Origin of the sequence: Novosphingobium sp. fls2-241-R2A-195 (genome assembly GCF_030209485.1) — a bacterium.
GTDB classification, from domain to species: Bacteria; Pseudomonadota; Alphaproteobacteria; order Sphingomonadales; family Sphingomonadaceae; genus Novosphingobium; species Novosphingobium resinovorum.
The window spans coordinates 146,529-158,014 of the sequence record NZ_JARVRY010000022.1; the positions used below are offsets into that span (position 1 = coordinate 146,529).

9 protein-coding genes and 1 tRNA gene are annotated in these 11,486 nt (G+C 65.1%); 6 read left to right on the forward strand and 4 right to left on the reverse strand.

The window, feature by feature from the left end; all coding sequences use genetic code 11:
• Positions 1–162: 162 nt before the first annotated feature.
• A complete protein-coding gene (locus QRN25_RS16810) occupies positions 163–1,548 on the forward strand; it encodes a DEAD/DEAH box helicase (protein WP_285020365.1) in 1,386 nt (461 codons plus the stop codon).
• Positions 1,549–1,765: 217 nt separating this feature from the next.
• Here the strand turns inward: QRN25_RS16810 and QRN25_RS16815 are convergent, their stop codons facing one another.
• Entirely contained in the window at positions 1,766–2,848 is a 1,083-nt protein-coding gene (locus QRN25_RS16815; protein ID WP_285020366.1) for a choice-of-anchor A family protein, read from the reverse strand.
• A 276-nt stretch (positions 2,849–3,124) separates the two neighbouring features.
• Positions 3,125–3,655: a peptide-methionine (S)-S-oxide reductase MsrA gene (gene msrA, locus QRN25_RS16820; RefSeq protein WP_069709184.1), complete on the reverse strand. Its 531-nt coding sequence runs from the start codon at positions 3,653–3,655 to the stop codon at positions 3,125–3,127.
• 121 nt (positions 3,656–3,776) lie between these two features.
• Between msrA and QRN25_RS16825 the strand changes: the two genes are divergently transcribed.
• From QRN25_RS16825 to QRN25_RS16840, 4 genes are all read left to right on the forward strand, one after another.
• Entirely contained in the window at positions 3,777–4,637 is an 861-nt protein-coding gene (locus QRN25_RS16825) for a class I SAM-dependent methyltransferase (RefSeq protein ID WP_271181132.1), read from the forward strand.
• A 48-nt stretch (positions 4,638–4,685) separates the two neighbouring features.
• Positions 4,686–5,567 carry an N-carbamoylputrescine amidase gene (gene aguB / locus QRN25_RS16830; RefSeq protein WP_285020367.1) on the forward strand — a complete coding sequence of 294 codons (882 nt, stop codon included), beginning with the start codon at positions 4,686–4,688 and terminating at the stop codon, positions 5,565–5,567.
• A 33-nt stretch (positions 5,568–5,600) separates the two neighbouring features.
• The gene (gene folK, locus QRN25_RS16835) at positions 5,601–6,098 is read left to right on the forward strand and encodes a 2-amino-4-hydroxy-6-hydroxymethyldihydropteridine diphosphokinase (protein WP_285020368.1); all 498 of its coding nucleotides are present in this window, start codon (positions 5,601–5,603) and stop codon (positions 6,096–6,098) included.
• Positions 6,099–6,126: 28 nt separating this feature from the next.
• Positions 6,127–6,202 (forward strand) — tRNA-Lys (locus tag QRN25_RS16840).
• A gap of 188 nt (positions 6,203–6,390) precedes the next feature.
• On the opposite strand, the gene QRN25_RS16845 is transcribed toward QRN25_RS16840, so the two are convergent.
• Together QRN25_RS16845 and QRN25_RS16850 are read right to left on the reverse strand one after the other, a co-directional pair.
• Entirely contained in the window at positions 6,391–7,830 is a 1,440-nt protein-coding gene (locus tag QRN25_RS16845) for an aromatic ring-hydroxylating oxygenase subunit alpha (protein WP_285020369.1), read from the reverse strand.
• 255 nt (positions 7,831–8,085) lie between these two features.
• Positions 8,086–10,371 carry an ATP-dependent helicase gene (locus tag QRN25_RS16850; protein WP_271181128.1) on the reverse strand — a complete coding sequence of 762 codons (2,286 nt, stop codon included), beginning with the start codon at positions 10,369–10,371 and terminating at the stop codon, positions 8,086–8,088.
• Between the two features lie 117 nt (positions 10,372–10,488).
• Between QRN25_RS16850 and QRN25_RS16855 the strand changes: the two genes are divergently transcribed.
• Positions 10,489–11,130: a hypothetical protein gene (locus tag QRN25_RS16855; RefSeq protein ID WP_285020370.1), complete on the forward strand. Its 642-nt coding sequence runs from the start codon at positions 10,489–10,491 to the stop codon at positions 11,128–11,130.
• The last annotated feature ends 356 nt before the right edge of the window (positions 11,131–11,486 follow it).

Consider the following 11,486-nt stretch of genomic DNA (forward strand, 5'->3'; position numbering starts at 1 on the left):
GTATCGGGAGAACTGGCGCTCCCTAGCGGATTTCCTTGACTTTCCCGCCTTTTTCCGCAAATGGCCCGCTGTCGCGCGGCATGTGTCGCGGGCGGCGCATTGGCCCGCCCCGGCTTCGTTCCGCAGCTTTACTTGAAATTTTTCCGGAAAAACCAAACGCCTATGAGCTTTGCCGATCTCGGCCTGTCTGACGAATTGCTGCAAGCGGTGGAGGCTGCGGGCTATACCGAGCCGACTCCGATCCAGGCACAGACGATCCCCCCGGTCCTGATGATGAAGGATCTGATCGGCATCGCCCAGACCGGCACCGGCAAGACCGCTGCCTTCGTGCTGCCGATGATCGACATCCTCGGCCATGGTCGCCGCCGCGCGCTGATGCCGCGCTCGCTGATCCTCGAACCGACGCGCGAACTCGCCGCGCAGGTGGCCGAGAACTTCGAGAAGTACGGCAAGAACCACGACCTGAAGATGGCGCTGCTGATCGGCGGCGTGCAGATGGGCGACCAGCTCAAGGCCCTGTCCGCCGGTGTCGATGTGCTGATCGCCACGCCGGGTCGTCTGATGGACCTGTTCGAGCGCGGCAAGATCATGCTCACGGGCTGCGAACTGCTCGTCATCGACGAAGCCGACCGCATGCTCGACATGGGCTTCATCCCGGACATCGAGACCATCTGCTCGAAGCTGCCGGCCAACCGCCAGACGCTGCTGTTCTCGGCGACGATGCCGCCGGTCATCAAGAAGCTGGCCGACCGCTTCCTGACGAACCCCAAGTACGTCGAAGTGGCACGTCCGGCCTCGACCAACCTCAACATCGTCCAGCACAAGGTCATGGTGCCCGCGCGTAAGAAGCGCGAGGCCCTGCGCCAGATACTGCGATCGGACAACGTCACGTCCGCGATCGTCTTCGCCAACCGCAAGACCACCGTGCGCGAACTGGCCAAGAGCCTGAAGCAGCACGGCTTCTCCGCCGGCGAGATTCACGGCGATATGGACCAGCCCGCGCGCAACGCGGAGCTGGAGCGTTTCAAGGCGGGTGAGGTCAGCATCCTGTGTGCGTCGGACGTCGCCGCGCGCGGTCTCGACGTGAAGGGCGTGAGCCACGTCTTCAACTTCGACACGCCCTGGCACCCGGACGACTATGTCCACCGCATCGGCCGCACCGGTCGTGGCGGCGCGACCGGCCGTGCCTTCACGTTCGTCGCTCCCGAGGATGCCGAGGCGATCGGCAATGTCGAGAAGCTGACGGGCGGTCCGATCCCGCTCTTCCAGCTGGACGGTGAAGTCGAGAGCGAGGCCGTTGAGGCGAAGCCCGCCCGCGCCGCAAGGCCCGCTCGCGAGGCAAGGCCTGCGCGCGAAGCCAAGCCCATGCGCGAGGAGAAGCCGAAGCGGGAAGCTCGCCCGGAGCCCCGTGCCGAGCGCGCTCCGCGCCGCGAGCCGAAGGCGGAAGAACCGCGCCGCAGCCGTCGCCGCGACCCCGTCGAGACGCACGACGATGGCAGCTGGAACGGTCCGGTGCCGAACTTCCTGGGTGTTTCCGCGCTGAACTGAGGCGCGGCTTCCGGGCAAAGAAAAAGGCAGGGGAAACCCTGCCTTTTTCTTTTGGATGTTGGTCCTGCTTGTTTGATCGCCGTCATTCCCGCGAAGGCGGGAACCCATCTCCTGACGGTGCCTGTTCATTCGGCATAAGATGGGTCCCCGCCTTCGCGGGGATGACGACCATTGTTTTATCCAGACAAGATCAAAACTGTAGCGTCCCGTAGTGGCCTCAGGCGGCGCTGGCGCGGCGGCGGCGCCAGTACATGAGTCCGCCCACCGCTGCGGCGAGCATGCCCAGCATGCCCGGCTCGGGCACTTCGGTGCCGCCCGAGGACGAGGAAGACGACGATCCCTCGGTCGGCGTGCCGGGGTCTGTCGGGGTTGGCGTGTAGTTGCCGGTGTAGGTGCCCACGTGCATCTCGCCGTTCTGGACGAGGCTGCCGAATACCGCCGAACCCTGGATGTAGTTTCCGGTCGTCGCGGCCGCTCCGGGTGCCAGCACCGAGCCGCCCCATGCCGTGGTCAGCGACAGGTCCTTGGCTTCGTAGAAGTTCCAGACCACGTGTTCGCCGAGGTTCTGGGTGCCGCCCAGGAAGTTGTCGTTGAGCGTGATCGACCCGCCCGAGACGTTGACGATGGCGGTGTCCGCGCCGTTGAGGTTGAACTGGATCTCGCCGATCTTGTCGAGGTCGGCGGCCGAGATGTTGAACACCGCGACGCCGTTCGCACCGGGCTGCGCATCGAAAGTCCCGCGATTGCCGCTGATCGACAACTGGCTGTTCGCCGTCTGGGTGCTCATGTCGTGGCTGAGGCCGGTCATCGAGGTCTCGATGAGGCTCGCCTGCTGCGTCAGGTTCTGGCTGAACGACGGGTCGCCCGAGGCGAGGCCCGAGGTCACGGTGTTGTTATTGACATTGGTGTTGCTGATCGAACCGCCGACCAGCACCGTCTGCGCCGCGCCGTTGAGGTTGAGGCCGCTGTTGACGTTGCCGCCGACGACCGCGCCCGAACCGTTGTTGAGGTTCTTCGCGCCGCCATTGACGTCGCCCACGACCGTGAGGCCGGGGGTGCCGGTGCTCGACGCCGGAATGGCCTGGATCTGGTAGTTCGACGAATTGCCGTTGAGGTCGCCGCCGACGAACGTGCGCCCCTCGACTTCCGAGGACGAGGTGAGATCGCCCAGCACCACGAGGTTCCAGGTCTTCAGGACGTCGATGCCCGCGATCATGCCGGAATCGGCGAGGAGCGGGGTGGCTGAAAGGGTGGCAGCCATGGCGGCCAGCGAAAGCGAAACGGTACGGATGGAAGCCACGGCGTGTGTCCCGAAATGGCGTGAGTGACGACCGGGACCAGTATATTTACTTGGGGTTTTGGAAAGCGCGGGTTTTGCACTGTCCCTCGGTGGAACAGGGGAGGGCGATTACTCGCGAATTTACCAAATTTGAAGAATTGGCGTCTGGTTGTTTATTTGTGAGGTCCACCCCTAGCCAGAGGCCCACCCCCAACCCCTCCCGCAAGCGGGAGGGGAGCAGGCCGGCGCTTCATTCTCCCCTCCCGCTTGCGGGAAGGGCCGGGGGTGGGCCTGCCGTCAAGCCTTCACCTTGTTCTGGAAGCTCTTGCGCAGCTTCATCAGTTTGGGCGGGATCACCGCGAGGCAGTACGGATTGCGCTGGCCTTCGCCATCCCAGTACTCCTGGTGGTAATCCTCGGCCGGATACCAGGGGGCAGGGCCTTCGATCGTGGTGACCGCCTTCTCGCCCGAATGCTCCGCGTCCCAGCGGGCGATCGCGGCAGGAGCCTCTGCGGCCTGCGCATCGTCCAGCGGGAAGATCGCCGAGCGGTACTGCGTGCCGATGTCGTTGCCCTGGCGGTTCAGCTGCGTCGGATCGTGCGTGCCGAGGAACACGTCGAGCATTTCGGCATAGGAGATCACCGCAGGGTCGTACGTGACCTTGATCGCCTCCGCATGCCCGGTCTCGCCCGAGCAGACTGCCTTGTAGGTGGGGTTCTCCACCGCGCCGCCGATATAGCCGCTTTCCACGGTGCTTACGCCCACAACGTCGCGGAATACCGCTTCGGTGCACCAGAAGCACCCGCCAGCTACGATTGCCGTTTCCATCTTCGTCACATGTCCTCAAGTCGAAAGGATTGGGCGCTAGATAGGTACGCGGTGTCCGCTTGTCATTGGCCTGTTGTCGGCTAGTCTCGGCGCCGCTTCAAATCCACGTGGAGAGAACCCGATGCGCCGCGCCCTGCTGACCCTGTCCTCGCTTCTCGGCCTCGTCGCCGCTCCGCTCTCCGTCCAGGCTGCCGAGAAGAAAGCCCCGGTCGAAGCCTGCAAGGGCTGCGAGGCGTTGCTCGAACTCGCCGCTGCCAGCCCGCTGCGCAAGGACGACCGTGCCCGCGACGCCGCGCGCCATCCGGTCGAGACGCTGTCGTTCTTCCGCGTCGGCCCGCAGATGAAGGTCGGCGAATATGCGCCAGGGGGGGAATGGTACTCGCGCTTCCTCGGCCTGTACCTCGGCCAGCAGGGGCATCTGGTGGGCCTCTACTTCGACCCCACCAGCGGCGCGTTCAAGGCGGACAGGCAGGACGGCATTCGCAAGGCCGCCGCCCAGTACCCTGCCGATGTCGCCAAGTTCACCGGCATGTCGGCGGACAAGTTCGCCGCCTATACTCTCGACGCGGTGCCGGAAGCCGAGAAGGGCACCTTCGACGTCATCGTCATCCCGCGCATGATGCACAACCTGTTCAACTGGAACATCGCCGACAGCGAGATCAAGGCGATGCGCGGGTTGCTCAAGCCCGGCGGTCTCGTCGGCATCGAGCAGCACCGCGCCAAGGCCGACGCGCCTTATTCCTACACGGACGGTTCGAAGGGCTACCTGCGCGAGGCGGACGTGATCCGCTTCATGGAAGTGAATGGCTTCGACCTCGTCGGCAAGTCGGAGATCAGCGCCAACCCCAAGGACACCGCGAACTGGCCCGACGGCGTCTGGACGCTGCCGCCGACTTACGCGCTCAAGGAGCAGGACAAGGCGAAGTACCAGGCCATCGGCGAGAGCGACCGCATGACCCTGCTGTTTCGCAAGCGTGACTGATACGGCCAACTCTGGACTTCATGCGGCCCAGTCCATAACTGGGGCCGCATGACCCGCCAGATCCCCTCCCGTCAGCTGACTGTCGCCGCCCTGCAACTCGCCCTCGGTTCCGCCGACGAGGCCGAGAACATCGCCGCCGTCTCCGCATTGGTGGAGGAAGCGGCCGGGAAGGGCGCGCAGGTCGTGCTGCCGCCTGAACTGTTCTCCGGCCCCTATTTCTGCAAGACCGAGGACGAGGCACTGTTCGCGCTCGCCCGCCCGACGCTGGAGCATCCCTCGGTCATCGCCATGAAGGCGCTGGCGGCGAAGCTGAAGGTCGCGATCCCGACCAGCTTCTTCGAGCGTGACGGGCATCACTATTACAACACCCTCGCCATGATCGACGCCGATGGCGAGATCATGGGCACGTACCGCAAGAGCCACATTCCCGACGGTCCGGGCTACGAGGAAAAGTACTACTTCCGCCCTGGCAACGACGGTTTCAAGGTCTGGGACGTGTTCGGAACCCGCATCGGCGTGGGCGTGTGCTGGGACCAGTGGTATCCCGAATGCGCGCGCGTCATGGCGCTGATGGGGGCGGAACTGCTGTTCTATCCCACCGCGATCGGTTCGGAGCCCTACGACGCCACGCTCGACACCAGCCGCATGTGGCGCCGGGCGATGGTGGGGCATTCGGTGTCCAACTGCATGCCGGTGATCGCCGCCAACCGCATCGGCGCGGAAACCGAGTGCGGCAGCGCGCAGACGTTCTACGGCCATTCGTTCATCACCGACGAATGGGGCGACTTTATCGCCGAATTCGGGCGCGAGGAAACCGGCGTCCTCGTTTCAACGCTGGACCTCGACCGCGCGGCGACGCATCGTGCGGGCATGGGCTTCTTCCGCGATCGGCGGCCGCAGCTTTATACGCGCGTTGCCCAGGATATCTGAGCGCCGCACATCTGATCGAAGAGGGGGGCGTCAATGGGCAAGCATCGCTATCTTGTGGCGCTGGGGTCCAACATGCGCCACCACCGCCACGGGTGCCCGCGCAAGGTGCTGGGCGCCGCGCTGAAGGCGCTCGGCCATGGCAAGCTGGAACTGCTCGCGGCCTCTCCGGTGATCGAGAGTGCGCCGCTCGGCCCCTCGCACCGCCGCTATGCCAATGCCGTGGCGCTGGTGCGCTCCAAGCGCGAGCCGGACGAACTTCTCCACAAGCTGCAGAAGATCGAGCACAAGTTCGGCCGCCGCCGCATGGGCAAGCCCTGGGGCGCGCGGGTGCTCGACCTCGACATCGTGCTGTGGAACGGCGGTGCGTACGGCGCCGACGACCTCGTGATTCCCCATCCGGCCTTTCGCGAGCGGCGCTTCGTGCTCGACCCGGCGGCGAAGATTGCAGGTCGCTGGCGCGATCCCTTGACGGGCTTCAGCATCGGACAGTTGCGTGCCCGCTTGACCAAGCCGCGCATGGCCCCTAGGTGACCCCGACCGTCACGGTACGCTTCAGTGGGGGCCCGTAGCTCAGTAGGTAGAGCAGCTGACTTTTAATCAGCGGGTCACAGGTTCGAATCCTGTCGGGCTCACCATCTTTCGCGCATCGTGACATGAAAAAGGCCCCGCAGGTTCCGCCTGCGGGGCCTTTTTGCGTTCCCACCATTTCGTCATTGCGAGCGCAGCGAAGCAATCCAGGGCAGTTTGACGCCGCTCTGGATTGCTTCGCTGTGCTCGCAATGACGAGGAGAAGGGGCTGATCGCTTACTTTTCAGCTCTGGTATCAGAACCCCAGGTCCTCGATCTTCCCGTCGAAGTTGCCGCCCAGCTTGTTGTTCGCCGCCGCCAGCTTCTCGCCCGGCACGCCCGCGAGGTAGCCGTCGATGATGCGCTGGTAGTTGCTGATCAGCCCCTCTACTTTGCTGGAAAGGCGCATGAACTCGAAGCCGGAAGCGTGCAGGCCCTTCTGCTGGATCGGGATGTTCGAGTAGTCCTGCCGGGGGATCGGCGGGAAGTCCTGGCTGTTGTAAGGCAGCACAATGGGCTCCATCACCGGCTCGGGCTCCTGTCCTTCGGGGAAGAAGGTCAGCGACCACAGTTCGAAGAAACAGCTTTCCGGCCCCAGCGGGCGAATGCGGTAGGCCGACATCGAGCTGAAGTAAGGCAGCAGGAAATAGTTCGGGAACAGGAACTCGACGGCGTTGATCGGGTCCGACTGCGACACTGCGATGAGGTCGGGAATCGGTTCGCCGCGTTCCTTCAACTGGGCCGAGACCTGGTGCATGACCATGCCCAGCCACATCATCATGGCCTGGCTCTTGTCCTCGGGCAGCCCTTGCGTCGCGTGCTGCAGCGATTTGGCGATCTCCACTTCCTTCTCGTGGAGCATGCCGGCCATGCCTTCGCTGAGCAGTTCCATGTTCTTGATCTGCGCGGCGATGTTCTCTTCGATGGTCAGCGCGGGGTCGGCCAGCATCGGGGCGCGGCTGGGATTGTCGGCCATCGCGTACATCGAATCGTACATGGTCGGCACCGCGTGCTGCAACTGCGGGTGCGTCTGCATGACGTGGTAGCCTTCCATGAAGGCTTCCATCGCGATCTTCCAGTTCGCCGGGAGCACGGTGCCGTAGCACCACTCCGCGCGCAGCTTGTGGAGGTTGTGCGCCTCCAGCCGCTCCGCCACCGGGCCGAGGCTCTCGCGCACGGAGGGCGCGTCGTCATCATGGTTGATCCATACGCAGCCGCCGAAGACTTCGGCGCGGCAGGGGATGAGGTTGATGTCGTCCTCGTCCAGCTGGCGCTCGGAGAACAGGTGCTTGCCGTAGACCATGGTGTTCTCGCCATCCATGTTCCAGCGCCAGCCGTGGAAGGGACAGACGAAGCCCGATTTCGCGCAGTTGCCATGCGCCGTCGCGTGCGAGGAGCCCAGTGGCGATCCGCCCGCGAAGGGCACGCCGCGGTGGCGGCACGCATTGTTGAAGGCCTTCACGCCGCCGGCCGTACGCACGACGATGACCGATCTGCCGACGTTCTCGTACTCGATCCAGTCGCCGACCTCGGGAATCTGCTCCTCGCGGCAGGCCATCTGCCAGACGTTGGGCCACAAGTGGTCCAGCTCGGCCTGGTAGAATTCGGGGTCGTAGTAGCGCTTGACCGGGATGCGTTCGGGATCGTCGATCGGGAACGGCACCGGCCGCAGGCCGCCGTCTGCTGATTTGAGCACTTCCCAATACCTCTCGCTGTTACTCTCGTTCGTATTGAACCAGTGTATAGCGTGAGGAGCGGGAGGCAATCACCACCCGCGCGACGGTAATCGCGGGCGCGGTAATTGGGCCCGAATGAGGGGAGCGAGGCCGGAAAAATTTCAACCCATCATTTCGTCATTGCGAGCGTAGCGAAGCAATCCAGAGCGGGTTTCGCGGCCCTGGATTGCTTCGCTACGCTCGCAATGACGAGGCGTGTTTGGCTATCGCATCCGTCACGCCGGCTTCACGAAGCTGTCGAGCACGCGCTTGTTGCCTGCCTGCTCGAACTCGATCTCCAGCTTGTTGCCTTCCTGCGCAACCACTGCGCCATAGCCGAACTTCTCATGGAAGACGCGCGCGCCCACGGCGATGTCGGAGCGCGGCTTGGCGGCGAAGCTGGCGGCGGAGCGGGTGCTTTCGACCACGCGCTTGGGGCTGGCGTCGTATTCCTTGGCGGCAGCGCGCTGCCAGCCGGGGCCGCGCGTGACGATCCGCGAGGGTTGCATCCGCGCCACGTCGGCGAAGGGATCGGCGTGCTCCGACCACTGCGCCCGCCACAGCGAGGCGCCGCCCGACAGCGTCGTCTCGGAATCGACGTGCTCCTCGGGCAGTTCGGCGATGAAGCGCGAGGGGATCGAGCTGGTCCACTGGCCATAGATGCGCCGGTTCGCCGCATGCAGGATCGTGCACTTCTTCTTCGCCCGCGTGATCGCGACATAGGCAAGGCGGCGCTCCTCTTCCAGGCTGGCGAGGCCGCCTTCGTCGAGCGAGCGCTGCGAGGGGAACACGCCTTCCTCCCAGCCGGGCAGGAACACGTTGTCGAATTCCAGCCCCTTGGCGCCGTGCATGGTCATGATCGTGACCTTCTCCTCCTCGGCCGCGTTCTCGTTGTCCATGACGAGGCTGACGTGTTCGAGGAAGTCGCCGAGGCTGTCGTATTCCTCCATCGCGCGCGCCAGTTCGACGAGGTTCTCAAGCCGCCCGTTGGCCTCGGCGGTCTTCTCCGCCTGCAGCGCGTCGGTGTAGCCGCATTCGTCGAGCACGGTGCGCAAGAGGTCGGCGGGGCCTTCGGTGGCGGACAAGTCGCGCCAGCGCGCGAAGTCGCGCATCAGCGCGAGGAAGGTGTTGCGCGCGCGGGCGGGAAGTTCGTCGGTGTCGGCGATCTCGATCGCGGCGTTCGACAGCGGGATGCCGCGATTTCGCGCCAGCCGGTGCAGCGCCTCCAGTGCCTTGGCGCCGAGGCCGCGCTTGGGGGCGTTGTAGATGCGCTCGAACGCGAGGTCGTCGGCGGGCTGGGCGATGACGCGCAAGTATGCCAGCGCGTCGCGGATCTCCGCGCGTTCGTAGAAGCGGAAGCCGCCGACGATGCGATACTTCATGCCGATGGAGATGAATCGGTCCTCGAATTCGCGCGTCTGGTACTGCGCGCGCACGAGGATGGCGATCTGGTCGAGCGGGGCGCCCTGACGCTCCAGCCGCTCGATCTCGTCACCGACGCGGCGGGCTTCCTCCGGCCCGTCCCAGACGCCGACGACCTGCACCTTGTCGCCCGCGTGGCGCTCGGTCCACAGGGTTTTGCCTAGGCGCTGGGTGTTCTCGTCGATCAGGCCCGATGCGGCGGCGAGGATCTGCGGCGTGGAGCGGTAGTTCTGCTCCAGCTTGATGACCTTGGCGCCGGGGAAGTCCTTCTCGAAGCGCAGGATGTTGGCCACTTCGGCGCCGCGCCAGGAGTAGATCGACTGGTCGTCGTCGCCCACCACGCAGATGTTCTGGCGGCCCTGCGCGATCAGGCGCAGCCACAAGTACTGGACCTGGTTGGTGTCCTGATATTCGTCCACCATGACGTACTTGAAACGGTTCTGGTACTGCTCCAGCACGTCGCGGTGGGTGCGCAGGATGTTGAGCATGTGCAGCAGCAGGTCGCCGAAATCGCAGGCGTTCACCGCCTTCAGCCGGTCCTGATAGAGCTTGTAGAACTTCTGGCCCTTGCCGTTGGCGTAGCTTTCGTTCTCTCCGGCGTCGAGGTCCTGCGGGTTCAGGCCGCGGTTCTTCCAGCGGTCGATGCAGCCCGCCAGCTGGCGCGCGGGCCAGCGCTTTTCGTCCAGCCCCTCGGCCTGGATCAGCTGCTTGAGCAGGCGCAGCTGATCGTCGGTGTCGATGATCGTGAAGTTGCTCTGCAGGCCCACCAGCTCGGCATGGCGGCGCAGCATCTTGGCGGCGACGGCGTGGAAGGTGCCGAGCCAGGGCATGCCCTCCACCGCCGGGCCGATCAGGTGGCCGACCCGCTCGCGCATCTCGCGCGCGGCCTTGTTGGTGAAGGTGACGCACAGGATCTCGCTCGGCCATGCAAGGCGGCTGTGTACGAGATGGGCGAGGCGGCGGGTCAGCGCCGCCGTCTTGCCGGTGCCCGCGCCCGCCAGCATCAGCACCGGGCCTTCGGTCGTCAGCACGGCCTCGCGCTGGGGATCGTTGAGGCCGTCGATCAGCGGATCAGAGGAGGGAGCTTGCAGATTGTTCACCGTGAACAACTAGGGAACGGCATGGCCCGGTGCAAGCCCGCTTCGTCGCAGCGGAGGAACAATTGCCGGTGCGCTTCGTCGTTCGATCACAACGATGACATAAACGGAGAGTGAGAAATGCGTAAAGTTCTGCTCGCCGGCTCTGCTGCCCTCAGCCTGTTGGTGGTCCCCGCCGCCATCCATGCCCAGAGCGACCCTGCCGCCCCCGCCACTTCCGAAATGCCCGCCGCGCCGCCATCTGCTCCGGCTCCGGCCATGCAGCCTCCGGCCGCCTCCAGCGCGTCTGCGCCGACGCTCACGCCCGAGCAGCAGGCCACGTACGACAGCTGGACCCCGGCGCAGAAGTCCGATTACGAAAGCTGGCCGAACGATTACAAGGTCTACTACTGGACGCTGAGCATGGATCAGCAAAAGGGCTATTGGGCGCTGACGGCCGACCAGCGCGGCCAGATCTACAAGATGACACCCGAACAGCGGCAGATGGCCTGGAATTCGGTGCTGCAGCAGCTCAAGGGCGAGACGCCTGCGACGCCTCCGGGGCAGGCCAACCCTCCGGGACCGGGCGTGCCGACCGAAGGCGTCCCCGATCCTCAAGCCGCGAACCAGGCCGCGCGCCCGGCGATGCCGGCGGATGAGACCTATCAGGGCGGCCCGTACAAGGGCGCACTGACCCCGCCGCCTGCGACCGCGATGGACAAGACCTATCCGGTCTGCAGCAAGACGGTGACCGATGCCTGCCGCAATCGCGGCGGGAAGTAGGACGCGTAAATTCCTTCCCGGGACAAGCTCGGGGAGGAATTTGCAAACAAAGCCCGTCATCCCCAACCCCGTCATCCCAGCGAAGGCTGGGACCGCTGGCCTGTTACGGCCAATTATCGTAAGGAGGCCCTGCTGAGGGTTGGGCTTTACACGACCAGCGGTCCCAGCCTTCGCTGGGATGACGGGGTTGTGCGTGCAGTTAGCGCACGCGGAAACGCCCGCTGGCGAGCGCGGGCCATTACGCCGGGGAAATCAACGCATCCGAGATGAACATCGGGTCGGCGTCGGGAGCGTCCAAGCAGGGACGCGGGGTTTTGTGTTCCGTGAAGCTCTGGCGAGCGGCCGGGTAACTCACG